The organism is Arthrobacter sp. ov118, from assembly GCF_900116495.1.
Classification (GTDB): Bacteria; Actinomycetota; Actinomycetes; order Actinomycetales; family Micrococcaceae; genus Arthrobacter.
The window spans coordinates 121,754-140,516 of the sequence record NZ_FPAY01000003.1; the positions used below are offsets into that span (position 1 = coordinate 121,754).

The following is an 18,763-nucleotide window of genomic DNA, read 5'->3' on the forward strand; positions in this document are numbered from 1 at the left end:
GAGGATTCCGATGTCCGAAAGATCAATTCCCTGGAGGTGGCGCTGATGCGGGCGATGGTGTACCGCGGGCCCTACAAGGTGCGCGTGGAGGAAAAGGACATGCCGCCGATCGAGCATCCCAATGACGCGATCGTGCGGGTGACACGGGCGGCGATCTGCGGGTCGGACCTGCACCTGTACCACGGGATGATGCCGGACACCCGAGTGGGCATGACGTTCGGCCATGAATTCATCGGTGTGGTGGAGCAGGTCGGCCCGTCGGTTGAGCGGGTCAAGCCCGGGGACCGGGTGATGGTGCCGTTCAATATCTTCTGCGGGTCCTGCTACTTCTGCGCCCGCGGTCTGTACTCGAACTGCCACAACGTCAACCCCAACGCCACCGCCGTCGGCGGGATCTACGGGTACTCGCACACCTGCGGAGGCTACGACGGCGGCCAGGCCGAGTATGTGCGGGTACCATTCGCCGACGTCGGGCCAGGCTTGATCCCCGACTGGATGGACGAAGAGGACGCCGTCCTGCTCACCGACGCCCTCCCCACCGGTTACTTCGGCGCCCAGCTCGGCGACATCGTCGAAGGCGACACCGTGGTGGTGTTCGGCGCCGGGCCGGTGGGCCTGTTCGCCGCGAAGTCGGCCTGGCTGATGGGCGCCGGCCGGGTGCTCGTCATAGACCACCTGGAGTACCGGCTGGATAAGGCTCGGAGCTTCGCGCACGCCGAGACATACAACTTCGTGGAGTACGACGACATTGTGGTGCACCTGAAGAAAGCCACCGACTACCTGGGCGCCGACGTCGTGATCGACGCGGTGGGGGCCGAGGCGGACGGCAACTTCCTCCAGCACGTCACGAGCAGCAAGCTGAAGCTGCAGGGCGGATCCCCCATTGCCCTCAACTGGGCCATCGATTCCGTGCGTAAAGGCGGCACCGTGTCCGTGGTGGGCGCGTACGGCCCGATCTTCAGCGCGGTAAAATTCGGCGACGCGATGAACAAGGGCCTGACGCTGCGCATGAACCAATGCCCCGTCAAAAGGCAGTGGCCGCGGCTGTTCGAACACATCCAGAACGGGTACCTGAAGCCCAGCGACATCGTCACCCACCGCATCCCACTGGAGCATATCGCCGAGGGGTACCACATGTTCTCCGCGAAGCTCGATGACTGCATCAAGCCCCTCATCGTTTCCACCCCGGCCTGAGAGGAAGAGCACAATGGCTGAGATACCGACCCCTTACAAGGCCGGCAAGCCTGAGCCCAAGGAGTCCGCGGAGGACTTGCGGGCACGGGTCCCTGGATGGGGCGCAGACCTCGATCCGGCAGACAGGCCCTCCTACCCCCGCGAGCAGCCCGGCATCGAGACCGGTGCGCACTGGGGCTTCCCTGAACGCCAGCAGGAGAAGTGGCCCCGGGAGCGTTCCGTCGAGCACGCTTTCGTGACGCCCGTCTTTGGGACCTCCACCCCTCTCAAGGGCGCCTCGGGGGCCATGCGGAGGTACGCCTACAAGTACAGCGAGGGTCGGGCCGCGCACTGGCTGCTGCTCATCGCCGCGGACCGGGTGGACGCGTGGGAAAGCCACCTGAGTTCGTTCGCCACCCTGCGCCCGGACAACCCGGTCACCGAAACCGGAGTGCTCAGCGAGTTCTCCCGCCACGGCATAGGCTCCCGGTTTGGGAAAAAGCGCACCGACCTGAGGCATCAGTGGATCGATCCCGTCATCGTCGGCGCCCCCTGGGCGCTGGCGGCCGGCGGACTCGCAGCCGTCGCGCTCAGGACCCTGCGAAAGCACCGAGCAGCCTGACAACTGCTCTGCCATAGTGGGGGGCCAAGGACGTCATCCTTGGCCCAGGTTCGTGACCAAATTGATGGCGACAGCGATCAGGACTGTGCCGAAGAAATACGACAGGAGAGCATGAAGAAGGGCTTTGCGCCGGATCTCACTGCTGCTCGGCTCGACCTCAGGCGCTGCGTAGGACATCCCGACAGTGAAGGCGAAGTAGGCGAAGTCGCTGTAGGTAGGTTGCGCCTCATGCTTGACGTCGAACCCGGCGTCAGGGTGATCCAGGAAGTACATGCGGGCGTACTTCAAGGCATAGACCGTGTTCACGAGCGCCCAGGCAACAATCGTGCCCAGGACGCCCAGAATGACTAATGCCACCGACGTCGGATCTCCGCTTTGGTCGCTGGACTGGATCAATGCGACCACCACGGCGGCGATGCTCGCGATACAAGCCGTGACGATCGCGTCGTCGGTCACACGGGAGGCGGACTCCTCGCGCGCGAGGCGTTTAGTCCCGGCTGGGTCCTGTCGCCAGCATATCCGCCACACCCATGCCAGAGCGATGACGCCAGCGGTGCACCACGCAACCAGGGGCGCAAGCGCGGTCGCTACGGCTACCGCTGCGATGATGCCCGCCACGGCCCCGACCGCCACGCAGACGAGAGCACGGCGAGCTGACAGGATCCGACCGTTCATTGATGCTCCTCAATGGGGTGTTGTAGGCCCGCCCTTGCCGCACGAGTATTGACGCCGGGCACGGTTCAACCGCACGGCGGACCGTCGACAGAGCTGATGGGCCGTCATCGGGGCTTGCCGGTGACCCGGTCATCGTGCACTGCAACCCCGTGTGACTGTGACGCGCACCGGCCGCTCAGCAGCCCTGCGCTTGATCCTGGCGACAACGCCAACTTGGCCCCAAATCGAACGGGTCCGCCCGAACCTGCAACGTTCACCGCAATCTCCTCGAGTCGCATCAACAGAGCGGTGACAGCGTAGGTTCCAGTGTGCGGCGCGGCGGACATGCTCGCAAGGGTGCCTTATCTGCTACGCCCCTTGGGACTGGCGGCCGACGGACTCCCAACCACCGCGTTCTGAACCTGCGAAAGCACCGCGTGGACTGACGACCCTACAGCGGAGCAGAGTTCGGCCCGATCCGCGAGGACTGGGATGAGGAATGGACCGGGTGGTGGGGAGCCGAACCGCCGTACCACGCGCCGGTCTTCGTGCTGACCCCTCACGGACCGCTGACCACGGACAACCGCTACGCCGCGTCAGCTAGCTCCGTAGGCGCTGCCGGCCTCCTGCTCCGGTGTCGGAATTTCCCCAGAATTGGCGTCCTTCACCGGAGTATCCGGCCGAACCGCCGGCTTTCTGCAGCGTCGGAGGCTCATACCGGGGGAAATTCAGCCTTCTGAGCGTTCAAGGCCTCGCCTACCCGCGCACGATCACCACGTCCAGGGTCCGCGGGCCGTGGACCCCTTCGACGCGTTCGAGTTCGATGTCGCTGGTGGCGCTGGGGCCGCTGATCCAGGTCTGCGGGCGGGTGGCGTCGAGCCTTTGGAGGGCCTCGGGCAGGATGGCTGTGATGTCGCCGGCGCGGACGAGGCAGATGTGCCGGTCCGGAACGAGGCTGATGACCCGGCGGCCCTGGTCCGGACCGGCGTCGAGGATGATGGTGCCGGTCTCGGCAACCGCCACGGCGCTCCCGGTGACGACGGCGTCCACCGCGTCCAGCGCTGCCACACTCAGCCGCTGCCCGGGGGCGTCGGTGAGGCGGCGGCCAGAGCCGCCGTCGCGCGCGTCCGCCTCCGCGAACACGGTCTCCGCGAGTCCATGCGGCACGGCGTAGTTTCCGGTGCCTTCGAGCAGGGCGGCGAGCCGTTGCGGCACCGCGGCCGCCTCCTCGACGAAGACGTTCGCCTTGTAGTCGACCAGCCGGTCCGTCAGCAGCTCGATGAGCTGTTCCTCGCCGAGCCCGGAGGCGCGCCGGTAGTCGCGGGGCACCTCCGGCACGGCGGGGGTGTCCCGGAGGGCGGAGCGGAGCCGGCCGAGTATTTCCTCGCGCGCGTTCACGGGTTCTCCTCAGTGCCGGTGGGCTGGGGGCCGGTTGGCTCGGTACCGGGGGCATATGGACCAGGAGCGCCTTCCGGAGCCTGGTGTTCCTTGTTCCACCATTGCCGGAAGGACTGCCCCGGCGGGGCGGGGATGTCCCGGCTCTGGGTCCAGCCGGCGGCGATGCCCGGCAGTTTGGTGATTTTCTTGTCCGGGCCGGCGGCGATCCGCCCCAGGGGCAGCGCCTTTTCCACAAGGCCCAGGTTTTTTCCGGAGGACAGCGCCCAGGCCGCGGCCTTCATGCCCAAATCCATCTGGCTCGGCAGCTTTTTCTTGCCGCGTTTGCTGTCCACGTCCTCGCCGCGCAGGTGCACCAGGATGTCCGGGATGTTGATCTTCACCGGGCAGGCGTCGTAGCAGGCGCCGCAGAGGGACGAGGCGTAGGGCAGGGAGTTGTTCTCCTCGGCCGTGATCCCGGTCAGCAGCGGGGACAGGATGGCGCCGATTGGTCCCGGATAGGTGGATCCGTAGGCGTGCCCGCCGGTGCGTTCGTAGACGGGGCAGACGTTCATGCAGGCACTGCAGCGGATGCAGTGCAGCGCGGAGCGGCCCATTTCGTCGGCCAGGGCGGCGCTGCGTCCGTTGTCCAGCAGGACGAGGTGGACGTTCTGCGGGCCGTCGTCGGGGGTGACGCCGGTCCAGAGCGAGGTGTACGGGTTCATCCGCTCACCGGTGGAGGAGCGCGGGAGCAGCTGCATGAACACTTCCAGGTCCTCCCAGGCGGGCAGCAGCTTCTCCACACCCATCACGGTGATCAGGGTTTCCGGCAGGGTCAGGCACATGCGCCCGTTGCCTTCGGATTCGACGACGGCCAAGGTTCCGGAGTCCGCCAGGGCGAAGTTCGCGCCGGACACGGCCACCTTGGCGCTGAGGAACTTGCGGCGCAGGTGTGCCCGGGCGGCGGCGGCGAGGCGGGCGGGGTCATTGGTCAGTCCCGGGTCCACGCCGTCCATCTCGCGCAGGAAGATGTCGCGGACCTGGCTGCGGTTTTTGTGAATGGCCGGGACCAGGATGTGGCTGGGCTTGTCGTGGTCCAGCTGGACGATGAGCTCCGCGAGGTCGGTCTCGAATGCAGCGATCCCCTGTTCCTCGAGGTATTCGTTGAGGCCGATTTCCTGGGTGGCCATGGACTTGACCTTGACCACCTCATCCGCGCCCTGGTCCCGGATGAGCGCGGCGACAATGCTGTTGGCTTCGCCGGCGTCGCGGGCCCAGTGGATGGTTCCGCCGCGGGCGGTGAAGTTTGCCTCGAATGCCTCGAGCAGCTCCGGCAGCCGGGCCATCACGGATTCCTTGATCGCCCGGCCAGCGTCGCGAAGCTCCTCCCAGTCCGGAAGTTCGGAGACCACGGCCAGCCGCTTGTCCCGGATGGTCCGGGTGGCGTGGCCGAGGTTGGCCCGCAGCTGGGCGTTGCCAAGTTCCCGGTGCGCGGCCTTCGGGAAGGGCTCGTGTTCGTGCAGGTTGCCGGTGCCGAAGACCGGCAGGGACGGCATTCCCAGGAATGTGCCGCTCATCGTGCGGTCCTTCCGGTGGTGAGGCGGACGTCGCCGGTGACGGCGGCGGGATGCTCGGCGGTGCTGGCCAGGATCTCGGCAAAGTGCAGGGTGGTGACGCCGCTGCCCTGCCGGGACAGGCCGCCGCCGATATGCATCAGGCAGGACGCGTCGCCGCCGGCGCAGAGCTCGGCACCGGTGCCGCAGATGTTGGCGGTCTTGTCCGCCAGCATTGCCGAGGACACGTCTGCGTTCTTCATCGAGAAGGTGCCGCCGAAGCCGCAGCACTGCTCGGCCTCCGGCAGCTCGGCCAGCTCGATCCCGCCCACCGAACGCAGCAGGTCCAGCTGGCGGTCGCCGAGCCGGAGCAGGCGCATGCCATGGCAGCTGGGGTGGTAGGTGATCTTGTGCGGGAAGTAGGAGCCCAGCTGCGCCGCGGCGTCCGTGACGCCCAGGACATCGACCAGGAGCTCGGAGAGCTCGTAGGTCTTATGTCCGACGGCGGCTGCCCGGGCTTCCAGCCCGGCGTCCCCGCAGCGGCGGGCGATCATGGGGTGCTGGTGCTTGACGGAGGCGACGCAGGAGCCGGAAGGGGCGACGGCGACGTCGTACTCGTCCTCCTCGAACGCCTTCACGTGGTTGGCCACGACGGGCAGCGCCTCCTTGAAGTAGCCGCTGTTGACGTGCATCTGCCCGCAGCAGGCCTGCCCGGCGGGGAAGATGACCTCGTGGCCGAGGCGTTCCAGGATGGACACGGTGGCGCGTGCCGTAGCCGGGTACATGGCGTCCACAATGCACGTGGCGAAGAGCGCGATCCTCACAGCCCACCCCCGGTGCTCTGGTGCGCGGCCACGGGTGAGGGCGCATACTCCGCCGGCTTCTGGGAGGCCCGCACCACGGCACGCAGCTCCCCCAGCCCGCCGCCGAGCACACCGGCGGCGCGCGCTTGGACTAGGACGTTGCCCAGCGCCGTCGCTTCAACAGGGCCGGCCAGAACGGGCCTGCCGGTGGCGTCGGCGGTGAGCTGGCAAAGGAGCCGGTTCTGGGATCCGCCGCCCACAATGTGCACGACGTCGACGTGGACGTCCCCGAGCCGCTCGGCGTCGGCGATGGTCCGGGCGTAACCGTTTGCGAGGCTGTCCAGGATGCACCGCACGATATGCGCGGGGCGGTCCGGAAGGACCGCCCCGGTGTTGCGGACGGCGGCCCGGATGCGGTCGGGCATGTTGTCGGGGGCGATGAAGTAGGGGTCGTCGACGTTGATGACCGGCCCGCCGGCGGGCAGGGCCGCGGCCACCTCAAGCAGTTCCTCGATCGCCGGCCGGTGGCCCTCCCCCGCCCATGTTCGCTGGCACTCGCTGAGCAGCCAGAGCCCGCCGACGTTGCGCAGATAGCGGATGGTGCCGTCCACGCCGCGTTCGTTGGTGAAGTTGGCCTGCCGGCTGGCCTCGGTCAGGACCGGGTGGGACAGTTCGACGCCCACCAGGGACCAGGTGCCCGAGGAGATGTACGCAAAGTTTTCCTGGGCCGCAGGCACCGCGGCGACGGCCGAGGCGGTGTCGTGCGAGCCCACGGCCACCACTTTCGTGGCGGCGGGCAGGCCGGTCCGTTCCGCGATGGCGGGCAGCAGCGTCCCGACTGTGTCTCCGGGCTGGACGAGCGGCGGGAACAGTCCCGTGGGGAGGCCCAATGGTGCCAGGAACTCCGTGGCCCACTCCCCGGCCACGGCGTCGAAGAGCCCGGTGGTGGAGGCGTTGGTGGCCTCGGTGCGGCGCTGGCCGCTCAGCAGGAATCCGATGAGGTCCGGGATCAGCAGTGCCTGCAGCCCCGCCAATTCAGGCTCCGTGGCGAGCTGGTAGATCGTGTTGAACGGCAGGAACTGCAGCCCGGTGGTGGCGTAGAGACGCGACGGCTCGAGTTCCTGGTGGACCCGGGCCACGGCGGCACGGCTGCGGTCATCGCGGTAGCTGAAGGGCGCCGCAACGAGTTCACCGGCGGCGTTGACCAGGCCGTAGTCCACGGCCCAGGTGTCGATCCCGATGCTGTCGATGCTCTCGCCCCGGGACGCGGCCGCCGTGGCGGCGGCCGCGAGCCCGGTGAGGACCTCGGCGAACAGCGCGTCGAGGTCCCAGCGGAGGCCGCCGTCGAACTCTTTGACGCCGTTGGGGAAGCGGTGCACCGTCTCCAGCTCGGCGCTCTTCCCGCCGGAACCGCCCGTGACGCGGCCCAGGATGACCCGGCCCGAGGACGCGCCGATGTCGACGGCGGCGAACACGCCGTCGGCAAAATCACTGCCGGCGAACACACTCATCGCAGGAAGGCCGCGGCCACGCCGGCGTCCACCGGGATGTGGAGCCCGGTGGTGTGGGACAGGTCGCTGCCGGTAAGCACGGCGGCGGCGTTGGCCACGTTCTCTGGCAGCACTTCGCGTTTGAGCAGGGTGCGCTGGGCGTAGTACTTGCCCAGCTCCTCTTCCTGCACCCCGTAGACGGCGGCGCGCTTGGCGCCCCAGCCGCCGGCGAAGATCCCGGAGCCGCGGACCACGCCGTCAGGGTTGATGCCGTTGACCCGGATCCCGTACTCGCCCAGTTCCGCAGCGAGGAGCCGGACCTGGTGGGCCTGGTCCGCCTTGGTGGCGGAGTAGGCGATGTTGTTCGGGCCGGCGAACACGGAGTTCTTGGAGGAGATGTAGATGATGTCCCCGCCCATCTCCTGGCCGATCATCACCTGTGCTGCGGCCTTGGCCACCAGGAAGGAGCCCTTGGCCATGACGTTGTGCTGCAGGTCCCAGTCCTTCTCGGTGGTTTCCAGCAGCGGCTTGGAAATGGAGAGTCCGGCGTTGTTGACCACCAGGTCCAGTCCGCCGAAGGCGAGCACTGCTTCCTGGATTGCCGCGGCGATCTGGGCCTCGTCGGTGACGTCGGCCTGGACGCCGATGGCGACGTCGGCGCCGCCCAGTTCCTCGGCTACCTTTTCGGCGTTCTCCAGGTTCAGGTCCGCGATGACGACGCACGCGCCGTCGGCGGCGAAGCGGGTGGCGATGGCTTTGCCGATGCCCGACGCCGCCCCGGTCACCAGCGCGATCCGGCCGGCGTGGGATTTCGGCTTGGGCATGCGGGCCAGCTTGGCTTCTTCCAGGGCCCAGTATTCGATCCGGAACTTCTCGGATTCCTCGATCGGGGCGTACGTGGAGACGGCCTCGGCGCCGCGCATGACGTTGATGGCGTTGAGGTAGAACTCCCCCGCGACCCGGGCGGTCTGCTTGTTCGCCCCGAAGGAGAACATGCCCACCCCGGGCACCAGGACGATGGCCGGGTCCGCGCCGCGCAGGGCGGGGCTGTCCGGGGTCGCGTGCCGGTCGTAGTACCCCTGGTAGTCCTCGCGGTAGGCGGCGTGGAGTTCCTTCAGCCGGGCGATCGAGTCCTCGACCGGGGCGTCGGCGGGCAGGTCGAGGACCAGGGGCTTGACCTTGGTGCGCAGGAAGTGGTCCGGGCAGGACGTTCCCAGGGCACCCAGCCGCGGGTGCTCGGCGCTTTCCAGGAACTCCAGGACGGCGGATTCGTCGCTGAAGTGCCCCAGCTGCGGTTTGTCTGTGGAGGCGAGGCCGCGGATCACCGGGGCCAGGGCGGCGGCCTTGGCGCGCCGTTCGGCTTCCGGGAGGGCGGCGTAGCCGGGCAGCTTGGGCCCGAAGGGCTCGCTCCTGCCGTGGTCCTTGATGTACTGCTCGGCCTGTTCGATGATCCACAGCGAGTTGGCTTCGGCTTCCTCGCTGGTGGCGCCCCAGGCGGTGATGCCGTGGCCGCCCAGGATGGTGCCGACGGCGTGCGGGTTCGCGTCCTTGATCGCGGCGATGTCCAGGCCGAGCTGGAAGCCGGGGCGCCGCCAGGGCACCCACGCCACCTTCTCGCCGAAGATCTCCTTGGTGAGGGCCGCGCCGTCGGCGGCCGTAGCGATGGCGATCCCGGAGTCCGGGTGCAGGTGGTCCACGTGCGCGGCGTCGACCAGGCCGTGCATGGCGGTGTCGATCGACGGCGCGGCACCGCCCTTGCCGTGCAGGCAGTAGTCGAACGCGGCCACCATTTCGTCTTCACGCTCGACGCCGGGGTAGACGTTCTTGAGCGCCTGCAGCCGGTCCAGCCGCAGCACGGCAAGGCCTTCGGCCTTCAGCGTGCCCAGGTCCCCGCCGGATCCCTTGACCCACAGGAGTTCGACGTCCTCGCCGGTGACGGGGTCCCTTTCGGTGCCCTTGGCGGAGGTGTTGCCGCCGGCGAAGTTGGTGTTCCGTTTGTCCGCGCCGAGGCGGTTGGAACGGGAGATCAGCTCTTCAACAGTCTTGTTGGCTGTGTTCTGCATGTTCATGCCTGCTTATGCTCCCCATCCGGCTTGCTGGCCGCCGACGCGGTCCTCGTTGATCTTCTTCTGGTAGCCGCTGTCCTTGAAGGCGGCCAGCGGGTCCGCGGGCAGGCCGCGGGATTCACGCCACTGCGCCAGCGCAGGACGGACATCGGTGTAGAAGGCATCATTGAAGATGCCATTGGCGGCCAGGACATCCCCGCTGCGCTGGGCCTCGGCCAGCGCGTCGGTATCGATGAGCAGCGCGCGGGCCGTCATTTCCTGGACGTTGAGCACGGAGCGGATCTGGCCCGGGATCTTTTCCTCCAGGTTGTGGCACTGGTCCAGCATCAGGGCGACGCCGGACTCTGGACCGAAGCCGCCGCCCCGGATGACCTCGTGCATGATGCGGAACAGCTGGAAGGGATCCGCCGCGCCGACGATCAGGTCATCGTCCGCGTAGAAGCGGGAGTTGAAGTCAAAGGACCCGAGCTTGCCCAGGCGCAGCAGCTGCATCACGATGAATTCGATGTTGGTGCCGGGCGCGTGGTGGCCGGTGTCGAGGCAGACGAAGGCCTTCTCGCCCAGGGCCAGGGTCTGGGCGTAGGAAGTGCCCCAGTCCGGGACGTCGGTGTGGTAGAAAGCCGGCTCGAAGAACTTGTACTCCAGTACCAGGCGCTGGTCCGCACCAAGGCCTGCGTAGATTTCCTGCAGGGATTCGGCCAGGCGGTCCTGCCGGCCGCGCATGTCGTCCTGGCCCGGGTAGTTGGTGCCGTCCGCGAGCCAGATCTTCAGGTCCCGTGAACCCGTGGCGTTCATGATCTCGAGGCACTCGAGGTGGTGGTCGATGGCGCGGCGGCGGACCGAAGGGTCCGAGGAGGTCAGGGACCCGAATTTGTACTCATCGTCCTGGAAGGTATTGGAATTGATGGTGCCCAGCCCGACGCCCAGACCCGCGGCGTATTCCTTCAGGGCCGCATAGTCGTCCACCTTGTCCCAGGGGATGTGCAGGGCAACGGTAGGCGCCAGGCCGGTCAGTTCGTGGACCTTCGCGGCGTCGGCCAGCTTCTCGTGGACCGTGCGGGGGGTGCCCGGGGTGCCGAACACCTTGAAGCGGGTGCCGGAGTTGCCGTAGGCCCAGGACGGGACCTCGATGGCGAGTTCCCCGAGGCGACCCAGGGCCGTTTCTGTGGTGTTCATGGTTGTTCCTTCTGCGGTTGGTGGTTGTCCCCGGCGGCGTTGGCCACGGACAACTGGTCCTCGAGATTGAAGATTTCGGTGAGCTGGACGAAGCCCCGGTCCGGTGCCTGCGCGCCGTCTTCGAACAGGGCGGCCATTCCCGCCTGCCAACGGGCGTTCACCTCGGTCAGGGCCATGCGGGCCCGGGCTGCGTCAAAGTCGTCGCATTCGACATAGCCCACCAGCAGCCCGTCGTCGGCGAGGAACAGCGAGTAGTTGTGCCACCCGGCCGACTGGAGTTCCCGGAGCATTTCCGGCCAGACGGCCGCGTGGCGGCGCCGGTATTCGGGAATCTGGCTGGGCTTGACCGAGGAGCGGAAGCACACCCTCATAAGAATCTCTCCTGGTTCCGACTTTGTTCGACTCCGGCTTCCAGCCGCTTTGAATCGATTCATTACGACGATAGCATCCTGCGGAATTGTTCCGCCAGCTCCGGCGCGGATGCTGACATCAGCGCCGGAGCCAAGTTGCTAGAAAACGGCAGGGGCTAGAAGTTGTACTGGTCGACGTTCTCAGCGGTGAAGACTGTGGGGTCGCCCAGCAGAACGGTGGAGTCTGGCTCCACCTTGAATTCGCCCAGGGTGCCGGCCTTGAACGTCTGGCCTTCGGCACCGCTGATCTGGCCGGAAGCCAGGGCTGCACCGGCGTAGGCCGCGAGGTAGCCGAGCTTTTCAACGTCCCACAGGGCGAAGGCCTTCATGGTGCCGTTTTTCACGAATTCCTTCAGCTGGCTCGGGAAGCCGAGGCCGGTCAGCTGCACTTTGCCCTTGTACTCGGATCCGGAAAGGTACTGCGCCGCAGCAGCAACGCCCACGGTCGTGGGCGAGATGATGCCCTTGAGCGTCGGGTGGGCCTGGAGCAGCGCCTGGACTTCCTGCTGGGACTTCTGCGCATTGTCATCGCCGTAGACAGTGGCGACGAGCTTGAGCTTGGCGTACTCGGGCTTCTGCAGTTCCTTCTTCATCAGCTCGATCCACGCGTTCTGGTTCGTGGCATTGGCCGTGGCGGACAGGATGGCAATGTCGCCGCCGTCGGCGCCGACGGCGTCGGAAATGAGCTTGACCTGGGTGGACGCGATGCCCTCCGCGGTGGCCTGGTTGACATAGATATCACGGCAGGAGGGGTCGGTGTCCGAGTCAAAGGTGACTACCTTCGCCCCGGCGCTGCGGGCCTCATCCAGCGCCGAGCAGATCGCCTTGGGATCGTTGGCCGAGGTTGCAATGACGTTGGCCCCCTGCTGCGTGAGCGTGTTGATGTAGCTCACCTGGCTGGAGGCGCTGGCCTCGGAGGGGCCCACCTCCGAGAAGGTGCCCTTGTACTCCTCGACCGCGGCCTTGCCTCCGCGGTCCGTGACGGTGAAGTAGGAGTTGTTCAGCTGCTTGGGCAGGAACGCCACCTTCAGGCCCTCCTTGATCGGAGCGTTGGGATCCGCGGAGGCGCTGGATGTGGCGCCTCCGCCGCTGGCGCTGCTGGAGGTGTTGGTGGTTCCGCCGCAGGCGCTGAGTGCCAGCGCCAGGCCCGTCGCGATGGCGATGTAGGTCGGCGCGAGGCGCCTGGATCCGGTGGTGGACATGAATTTCATAGTGCTGCCTTTCAACTGAACGTCGTTGTTGCTGTGGTGTGGACGGTGGTCAGGTGGTTGAAGCTTTTCGGGACACGGAGCGCGCCCAGGTGATGGCATTGGGGGCGACGACGGCGAGGATCAGGAGGCCGCCGGTGAGCATGGACAAGGTGTCCTCTGGGACGCTGGCCAGCTGGAGGGCGTTGCGAAGGATAGCGAGGAGCCCGACGCCGGCGATGACGCCCGGCAGCGTGCCTTTCCCGCCGAAGATGGACACGCCGCCCAGCAGGACCGCCGCTATGACCGACAGCTCCAGGCCCGTGGCGTTGTCGCCGCGTGCGCTTCCGTAGCGCAGCGTCCACCACACGCCGACCACTGCCGCGATGGCACCGGAGATGACGAAGAGCCAGAATTTTGTCCGCGCCACGCCGATTCCCGAGAAGCGGGCGGCGTCGACGCTGTAGCCGATGGCGAACAGCGAGCGGCCGAAGCCTGTGAAGTGCAGGACGACGCCGAAGATGATGACCAGCAGAATCACCGGAAGAATCCAGCCGGGGATGCCGGTGGCGCCGATCTTCGCCTGCAGGCCGGTGGTGATGGCCCGCGGGAAGCTGGTGACCGCCTGGTCTCCCAGGACTACGAAGGCCAGGCCGCGGTACAAAGCCAGGGTGCCGATGGTGACGGCGAGGGACGGCAGGCCGACCACCGAGACGAGGAAACCGTTGAAAGCACCGGACACGATTCCGAGGACAATGCACAACGGGATGATCGTTTCCATCGGCATCCCGGCGTTCCAAAGCGCTCCGAACACGCAACTGACGAAACCGGCGATGCTGGCGACGGAGAGGTCGATCTCCCCGGTCAGGATGATGTACGTCATGGGCAGAGCGAGCAGCAGGATCGGGATGACGTCGATGAGCAGGAACCCGATGTTGCGCGGCGATGCGAATCCGGTGACGGTCAGGGAGGCAACCACAATGCTGGCCAGGAGGGCCACAATGATCGCGGTGTCCCAGCTGCGCAGGAAGCCGAAACGGGGGGCGCGGCTGGTTTCTTCTGCCGGCGGTGCTGTCTCAACCAGCATGTGAATCGTGTCCTCTCAGACGGCGCTCGGTGCGCAGGGCAAGGTATCGGTCTAGGACAATCGAGGCCAGGATCAGCGCGCCGACCATGGCACGCTGCCAGAACGGCGAGACGCCCAGGACCGGAAGGGCGGAGGAGATAGTGGTCAGCAGCACGGCGCCGAGTGCGGCCCCGTAGACCGTGCCCACGCCGCCGGCGATTGCCACGCCGCCAACCACGGCCGCGGCCACGACATTCAATTCAAGGCCCTGGCCGGCCGTCGCATCCAGGTTGCCGTACTTGGCGGCGTAGATCACGCCGGCGAGTCCCGCGAGGGCGCCGGAGATGGCGAACGCGGAGAAGACTTTCCGTCCCACGCGGATCCCGTACAGGCGGGCGGCCAGGACGTCCGAGCCGATGGCGTAGAACTCCCGTCCGGAGCGCGCGTTGTTCAAGTAGAGGCCGAAGGCGATGACGACGGCGAGGGCGATCAGCGCCAGGTACGGGAAGCCCAGCAGGGTGCCGGCGCCGAGTGCCAGGAAATCTGCAGGCAGGTTGGACGGGCTGATCTGCTGGCCCTGGGCCCAGGCGAAGTCGACGCCGCGGAAAATGTACAAGGTTCCCAGGGTGACCACTAGGGCCGGCACTTTGGCCACTGCGATCAGTGCTCCGTTGATGGCTCCCAGGAAGGCGCCGAAGGCGATGCCGATGGCGAGCATTGCGATCACCGGGAGGTCAGGCAGCGCTATGAAGACCTTTCCCGTAGCGAAGGCTGTCAGGCCCAGAACGGATCCGACCGACAGGTCCACGTTCTTCGTGACAATCACGATCGCCTGGCCGACGGCGAGGATCACCAGGATGGAGGAGTTCAGCAGCAGGTCCTTGATGCTTTGCGCGCTTAAGAACCGGGGGTTGGCGGCCACCGTGACGGCGATGAGGATGACCAGCGCCAGGAAGACGCTGAACTCGCGGGATCGGGTCACCGTCCCCACCCAGGCCATGGATGGCTGACGTTGCAGGGATAAGGTGGTCACGCTGTGGTCTCCTTGGTTTTCGGGTCGACTCCGGTGGCGGCCGTCATGACGGATTCCTCCGTGGCGTCGCTGCGGCTAAGTTCGGCGGTGATCCGGCCCTCGTGCATCACGAGCACGCGGTCGGACATGCCCAGGATCTCGGGCAGCTCCGAGGAGATCATGAGGACGGCCAGCCCGGTGCCCGCCAGCTCGGAAATGAGCCGGTGCACCTCTGCTTTGGTCCCGACGTCGATCCCGCGGGTGGGTTCGTCGATGATCAGCACGCGTGGACCGGTGGCCAGCCACTTGCCCAGCACAACTTTTTGCTGGTTGCCGCCGGAAAGAGTTGAAATCGGGGATACCGGGGACCCGGCCTTGATCTGCAGTTTCTTGGCCCATTCCTTGGTGGCCTGGGCTTCGGCCATGCTGGTGAGAAGGCCGAAACGGCTCAGTTTCCGCCGGAGCGTCAGCGTGAGGTTCCGACTCACGTTCAGCTCCATGACCAGGCCCTGTTTGCGCCGGTCTTCCGGCACGAACGCCACCCCGGCGGCCATCGATGCCCGGGGGGACAAGGACTTCAGCGGCTCGTTCCGGACCAGCACTTCGCCGGAATCGTATTTGTCGATGCCGAAGACGGCCCGTGCCACCTCGGAACGCCCGGCGCCGACAAGGCCGCTCAGCCCGACGATTTCGCCTTCCTTCACCGTGAAGGAGATATCCGAGAAGACACCCTTGCGGCTGAGTCCCTTGACCTCGAGGGCGGTCGGGCCGATCTGTGTTTCCTGTTTCGGGAACAGCGATGCGACGTCGCGGCCGACCATCTGCCGGATGACCCCGTCGACCGTCAGTTCGGCGGCCGGGGCGGTGGCGACGTGTGCGCCGTCGCGCATTACGGTGATCCAGTCCGCCAGGGCAAAGACTTCCTCGAAGCGGTGGGAGATAAATAGTACGGCGGCCCCTTGGGCCTGCAAGGTCCGGGTGACCGCGAACAGCCGGTTAACTTCGATGCCGCTCAGCGCCGCCGTCGGCTCGTCCATAATCAGGACACGCGCGTCGAGCGAAATGGCCTTGGCGATTTCGACCACTTGCTGGTCGGCAATCGAGAGGCCCTGCGCGGCCCGGTCGGGATCGATCTTGACGCCCAGTTGTTCAAAAAGCTCCAGCGCCTGCTGGCGCATCGACTTCCGGTCGATCCTGCGCATCGAGCGCAGCGGCTGCCGGCCCATGAAGATGTTCTCGGCGACAGTGAGGTCAGGGAACATGGTCGGTTCCTGGTAGATGACCGCAATCCCTGCTTCGCGGGCATGAAGCGGATCGCGGAACGAGACCTCTTCGCCGTCAAGCAGGACCTGGCCGCGATCCTGCTGGTGCAGCCCCGCCAGGGTCTTGACCAGGGTGGACTTGCCGGCCCCGTTTTCACCGACCAGCGCCGTGACCTGGCCCCGGTGCAGGCTGAGGCTGGCGCCCCGCAGCGCATGCACCGCGCCGAAAGACTTGTGGATGTCCCGTAGTTCCAAAACCGGAACGTCGGCCACCTCGGCACTGCGGCTGCTCCGAACGGCGGCGTCCTGTGCTTCGGCCATGTCCGTTACTCCGTTGTAATGAATCGATTCATTTGTGAACCTACTCACACGGTAGGGCCTGTTTCCACGGTGTGTCAACAGGCAAGCACGAGGACGGTCATGTGAACGGCGTAACATTGTGGGAGCAGATTGATTCGATTCAGAATGTGGGAGGTTCTTAGGTGCCAAGCGCTGCGGGTGCAAAGCTGAAGGACGTTGCCGCGCTCGCCGGGGTTTCCGTAGGCACTGTCTCGAATGTGCTCAACCGGCCGGAGCAGGTCTCGACGGAGAAGAGAAGCCGCGTTCTGGCCGCCATCGACGAACTGGGGTTCGTGCGCAATGAATCGGCCCGGTCCCTGCGCTCCGGGTCCACCAGAAGCCTGGGCATGCTGGTGCTGGACGTCCGCAACCCCTTTTTCACCGACGTGGCGCTGGGCGCCGAAAACGTCGCCGAGGACCACAAGCATTCGCTGATCCTGGCCAACAGCGCCGAAGACTCGGACCGGGAGCAGGCCTATCTTGACCTGTTCGAGCAGCAGCGGGTCCAGGGCATCCTGATCACCCCGTTCGGGAACGTTCTTGAACGGCTCGAAACCATGCGCTCCCGGGGCATTCCCTCGGTCCTCGTTGACCGGCTCGCCCGAACGGACCAGTTTTGCTCGGTCTCGGTTGATGACGTCGCCGGCGGTGCGACCGCCCTGTCCCATCTCCTCAGCGTCGGTTCGGTGCGCCCGGCCTTCGTCGGCGGGCCTTTCACGCTGCAACAGGTCGAGGACCGCTACCGGGGTGCCGCCGACGCTGCGGAACGGGCCGGGATCCGGCTTCAGTTGTTCGAAACTCCCGACCTGAAGTTCGAGCGGGGCCGGCACGTGGGCGATTCGATCGCTAAACTCCAACCCAACGAGCGGCCGGATGCCGTGTTTGCCGCCAACGACCAGCTGGCGCTGGGCTTGCTGCAGTCCTTCGCCGCCAACGGGCTCCGCGTGCCCGAGGACATCGCGATCGTCGGGTTCGATGACATCGACTTTGCCTCCCAGTCCAGCATCCCCCTGACCTCCGTAAGCCAGCCCCGGCAGCTGATCGGGGAACGCGCCGCCGGGCTCCTCTTCGACGAAATCGACGACGAACCCGGTCACGTGCACAGCCAGGTGGTGTTCACGCCGGAACTCGTCGCCCGGCAGAGCACCCGGCGCGGCTAGCACCGCCGCATCTCGGAGGTGGGTCCCGGGCCGCCCCCTGGTGACCTGCAGTGGACGCCTGCACTGGACTCCTGCACAACGGGAGGGGGATGCCTCATTCAGTTGACCATTGAGCCGACACGGCGTTCGACGGTTAGCTGGATCACATCAACGATCCCGTGACCTTTCAGGAGTCTTCATGACCTTGCAGACAAACCGGCCTCCGGGCGGCGCCCGATGGGACGACGTCGAGACCGGCGACGTCGTCCACCTCCGCCGCGGCAGCGTGGAGTACGCGGGGCGCGTGGACGACCGCACCGCAGACGGCGCCGTCGTGTGGGTGCTGTCCGACGGCGGCCGCCGGCAGCTGTTCCACGTGGGCGACGGCTTCGAGCTCAGCGTGGCAGCGCCCGAAGGAGCCAGCCATGCGGACAATTGAGCGCCAGAAAGTCCCTGCGTCGGAAACGAACGCCACCAAGGAACAAATTCCGGCGCTTCGGCCGGCTTCGGTCCCTGGCACCGCGGCCGGAACCGATGCCTGGGCCGCCGGCACAGCCTCCTGCCCCGAGGACTGCCATTACTGCTCCGGTCCCGAGACCGACTAGCGGCAGAACCGCGACGGCGCAGATGAGGTCCCGCCGGGGCGCACGGGCAGTTGACCTCGGTTGATGCCCGGAAATTACAATCCGGGCATCAATCCGGCTCCGCCGCCGTGGCATCGTTGACTAAGGCATCCCCGGGCAGGATGGTTGAGCCATGAGGCCTCAGCGAATCAAGCACGCACTGGTTCTGACGACGGCTGCCGCGGCGGCCCTCCTGCTCAGCGGCTGCGGGGGCAGCGCCGCGCAGCCGCCGGCACCCACGTCCACGGCGACGCCGTCGGACAGCGCCACAAGCCTGCCCACAGCGTCCGGCGCCGCCACAGAATCCTCAGCCGCCCCGTCCTCGCAGACGGCGCCCCAGTCCGGGCCAGCACTATGCAAGTCTTCGGGCCTGACCGCAACCACCGATGCCACCGGCGGCGGCGCGGCGGGCAGCGTGTACATGGAGCTCATCCTGACGAATTCCGGCAGCGAACCCTGCCTCCTGAAGGGCTTCGCGGGCGTCTCGCTCACAGCCGGGGCCGACGGCGAGCCGATTGGTGCCGCTGCCACCCGCGACGACTCCGGCCCGGTCACGGACGTACTGCTTGCCCCCGGCAAGGCCGGTACCGCCACGTTGCGCTACACCCAGGCCGCCAACTACCCGGACTGCGCACGGACGGCGGCGGCCGGATTCCGGGTCTACCCGCCCAACGACACGGCATCCCTGTTCATCGCGCAGCCCAGGGACGCCTGCAGCAACGCGGACATCCACCTGCTCACCATCGGAGCCTTCCAGCCGAAGTAGCACCGGGCACGCGTGTCCCGGCTCCGGGCCAGGAGCGCCGTGATGCGT

The 18,763-nt window shown here is 67.0% G+C and carries 18 protein-coding genes and 1 pseudogene; 7 read left to right on the plus strand and 12 right to left on the minus strand.

Annotation, left to right across the window (positions count from 1 at the left end; translation table 11 throughout):
- The first annotated feature begins 45 nt into the window (after nt 1–45).
- Together BM372_RS08100 and BM372_RS08105 are read left to right on the plus strand one after the other, a co-directional pair.
- A complete protein-coding gene (locus tag BM372_RS08100) occupies nt 46–1,194 on the plus strand; it encodes a zinc-dependent alcohol dehydrogenase (protein WP_090953978.1) in 1,149 nt (382 codons plus the stop codon).
- 13 nt (nt 1,195–1,207) lie between these two features.
- Nucleotides 1,208–1,795: a hypothetical protein gene (locus BM372_RS08105; RefSeq protein ID WP_090953982.1), complete on the plus strand. Its 588-nt coding sequence runs from the start codon at nt 1,208–1,210 to the stop codon at nt 1,793–1,795.
- Between the two features lie 33 nt (nt 1,796–1,828).
- On the opposite strand, the gene BM372_RS08110 is transcribed toward BM372_RS08105, so the two are convergent.
- Entirely contained in the window at nt 1,829–2,470 is a 642-nt protein-coding gene (locus BM372_RS08110) for a DUF1345 domain-containing protein (RefSeq protein WP_090953984.1), read from the minus strand.
- Nucleotides 2,471–2,916: 446 nt separating this feature from the next.
- Between BM372_RS08110 and BM372_RS21010 the strand changes: the two are divergent.
- Nucleotides 2,917–3,012 (plus strand): annotated as a pseudogene (locus BM372_RS21010) (dihydrofolate reductase); the annotation flags it as partial.
- Nucleotides 3,013–3,205: 193 nt separating this feature from the next.
- On the opposite strand, the gene BM372_RS08120 reads toward BM372_RS21010, so the two are convergent.
- The 11 genes from BM372_RS08120 to BM372_RS08170 form a co-directional block, all read right to left on the minus strand.
- Nucleotides 3,206–3,847 (minus strand): LutC/YkgG family protein, encoded by a 642-nt coding sequence (locus BM372_RS08120; RefSeq protein WP_090953988.1) that lies wholly within the window; start codon nt 3,845–3,847, stop codon nt 3,206–3,208.
- Entirely contained in the window at nt 3,844–5,400 is a 1,557-nt protein-coding gene (locus BM372_RS08125; RefSeq protein ID WP_256214121.1) for a LutB/LldF family L-lactate oxidation iron-sulfur protein, read from the minus strand. The genes BM372_RS08120 and BM372_RS08125 overlap by 4 nt, the downstream gene beginning before the upstream one ends.
- Nucleotides 5,397–6,200 carry a (Fe-S)-binding protein gene (locus BM372_RS08130; RefSeq protein WP_090953990.1) on the minus strand — a complete coding sequence of 268 codons (804 nt, stop codon included), beginning with the start codon at nt 6,198–6,200 and terminating at the stop codon, nt 5,397–5,399. Before BM372_RS08130 ends, BM372_RS08125 begins: the two co-directional genes overlap by 4 nt.
- Complete coding sequence (locus BM372_RS08135; protein ID WP_090953993.1) at nt 6,197–7,690, minus strand: rhamnulokinase; 1,494 nt, start codon at nt 7,688–7,690, stop codon at nt 6,197–6,199. Before BM372_RS08135 ends, BM372_RS08130 begins: the two co-directional genes overlap by 4 nt.
- Entirely contained in the window at nt 7,687–9,738 is a 2,052-nt protein-coding gene (locus BM372_RS08140) for a bifunctional aldolase/short-chain dehydrogenase (protein WP_090953996.1), read from the minus strand. The genes BM372_RS08135 and BM372_RS08140 overlap by 4 nt, the downstream gene beginning before the upstream one ends.
- A 6-nt stretch (nt 9,739–9,744) precedes the next feature.
- The gene (gene rhaI / locus BM372_RS08145; protein ID WP_090953998.1) at nt 9,745–10,911 is read right to left on the minus strand and encodes an L-rhamnose isomerase; all 1,167 of its coding nucleotides are present in this window, start codon (nt 10,909–10,911) and stop codon (nt 9,745–9,747) included.
- On the minus strand, nt 10,908–11,282 hold the full coding sequence (locus BM372_RS08150) for an L-rhamnose mutarotase (protein ID WP_090954000.1): 375 nt from the start codon (nt 11,280–11,282) through the stop codon (nt 10,908–10,910). The genes rhaI and BM372_RS08150 overlap by 4 nt, the downstream gene beginning before the upstream one ends.
- Before the next feature lie 155 nt (nt 11,283–11,437).
- Nucleotides 11,438–12,523: a rhamnose ABC transporter substrate-binding protein gene (gene rhaS / locus BM372_RS08155; RefSeq protein WP_090954547.1), complete on the minus strand. Its 1,086-nt coding sequence runs from the start codon at nt 12,521–12,523 to the stop codon at nt 11,438–11,440.
- A gap of 58 nt (nt 12,524–12,581) precedes the next feature.
- Nucleotides 12,582–13,595, minus strand: a complete 1,014-nt coding sequence (locus tag BM372_RS08160) for an ABC transporter permease (protein ID WP_090954002.1) — start codon at nt 13,593–13,595, stop codon at nt 12,582–12,584.
- Nucleotides 13,585–14,607 carry an ABC transporter permease gene (locus BM372_RS08165; RefSeq protein ID WP_090954004.1) on the minus strand — a complete coding sequence of 341 codons (1,023 nt, stop codon included), beginning with the start codon at nt 14,605–14,607 and terminating at the stop codon, nt 13,585–13,587. Before BM372_RS08165 ends, BM372_RS08160 begins: the two co-directional genes overlap by 11 nt.
- Nucleotides 14,604–16,169 (minus strand): sugar ABC transporter ATP-binding protein, encoded by a 1,566-nt coding sequence (locus BM372_RS08170; RefSeq protein WP_090954006.1) that lies wholly within the window; start codon nt 16,167–16,169, stop codon nt 14,604–14,606. The genes BM372_RS08165 and BM372_RS08170 overlap by 4 nt, the downstream gene beginning before the upstream one ends.
- Before the next feature lie 161 nt (nt 16,170–16,330).
- Here BM372_RS08170 and BM372_RS08175 point away from each other — a divergent pair, with 161 nt between their 5' ends.
- The 4 genes from BM372_RS08175 to BM372_RS08190 all read left to right on the plus strand — a co-directional run bounded on the left by BM372_RS08175 (nt 16,331) and on the right by BM372_RS08190 (nt 18,715).
- Nucleotides 16,331–17,347: a LacI family DNA-binding transcriptional regulator gene (locus BM372_RS08175; protein WP_218160859.1), complete on the plus strand. Its 1,017-nt coding sequence runs from the start codon at nt 16,331–16,333 to the stop codon at nt 17,345–17,347.
- Between the two features lie 178 nt (nt 17,348–17,525).
- Nucleotides 17,526–17,765: a hypothetical protein gene (locus BM372_RS08180; RefSeq protein WP_090954008.1), complete on the plus strand. Its 240-nt coding sequence runs from the start codon at nt 17,526–17,528 to the stop codon at nt 17,763–17,765.
- On the plus strand, nt 17,752–17,931 hold the full coding sequence (locus BM372_RS08185) for a hypothetical protein (RefSeq protein WP_090954010.1): 180 nt from the start codon (nt 17,752–17,754) through the stop codon (nt 17,929–17,931). The genes BM372_RS08180 and BM372_RS08185 overlap by 14 nt, the downstream gene beginning before the upstream one ends.
- Nucleotides 17,932–18,082: 151 nt before the next feature.
- Nucleotides 18,083–18,715, plus strand: a complete 633-nt coding sequence (locus BM372_RS08190) for a DUF4232 domain-containing protein (RefSeq protein ID WP_090954012.1) — start codon at nt 18,083–18,085, stop codon at nt 18,713–18,715.
- The last annotated feature ends 48 nt before the right edge of the window (nt 18,716–18,763 follow it).

Bases quoted from the DNA above. Each gene is read 5' to 3' on its own strand.
- BM372_RS08110 (WP_090953984.1), bottom strand. From the start codon at position 2,470: ATGAACGGTCGGATCCTGTCAGCTCGCCGTGCTCTCGTCTGCGTGGCG.
- BM372_RS08185 (WP_090954010.1), top strand. From the start codon at position 17,752: ATGCGGACAATTGAGCGCCAGAAAGTCCCTGCGTCGGAAACGAACGCC.
- BM372_RS08105 (WP_090953982.1), top strand. From the start codon at position 1,208: ATGGCTGAGATACCGACCCCTTACAAGGCCGGCAAGCCTGAGCCCAAG.
- rhaI (WP_090953998.1), bottom strand. From the start codon at position 10,911: ATGAACACCACAGAAACGGCCCTGGGTCGCCTCGGGGAACTCGCCATC.
- BM372_RS08160 (WP_090954002.1), bottom strand. From the start codon at position 13,595: ATGCTGGTTGAGACAGCACCGCCGGCAGAAGAAACCAGCCGCGCCCCC.
- BM372_RS08190 (WP_090954012.1), top strand. From the start codon at position 18,083: ATGAGGCCTCAGCGAATCAAGCACGCACTGGTTCTGACGACGGCTGCC.
- BM372_RS08135 (WP_090953993.1), bottom strand. From the start codon at position 7,690: ATGAGTGTGTTCGCCGGCAGTGATTTTGCCGACGGCGTGTTCGCCGCC.
- BM372_RS08180 (WP_090954008.1), top strand. From the start codon at position 17,526: ATGACCTTGCAGACAAACCGGCCTCCGGGCGGCGCCCGATGGGACGAC.
- BM372_RS08150 (WP_090954000.1), bottom strand. From the start codon at position 11,282: ATGAGGGTGTGCTTCCGCTCCTCGGTCAAGCCCAGCCAGATTCCCGAA.
- BM372_RS08100 (WP_090953978.1), top strand. From the start codon at position 46: ATGCGGGCGATGGTGTACCGCGGGCCCTACAAGGTGCGCGTGGAGGAA.
- BM372_RS08170 (WP_090954006.1), bottom strand. From the start codon at position 16,169: ATGGCCGAAGCACAGGACGCCGCCGTTCGGAGCAGCCGCAGTGCCGAG.
- rhaS (WP_090954547.1), bottom strand. From the start codon at position 12,523: ATGTCCACCACCGGATCCAGGCGCCTCGCGCCGACCTACATCGCCATC.
- BM372_RS08140 (WP_090953996.1), bottom strand. From the start codon at position 9,738: ATGAACATGCAGAACACAGCCAACAAGACTGTTGAAGAGCTGATCTCC.
- BM372_RS08125 (WP_256214121.1), bottom strand. From the start codon at position 5,400: ATGAGCGGCACATTCCTGGGAATGCCGTCCCTGCCGGTCTTCGGCACC.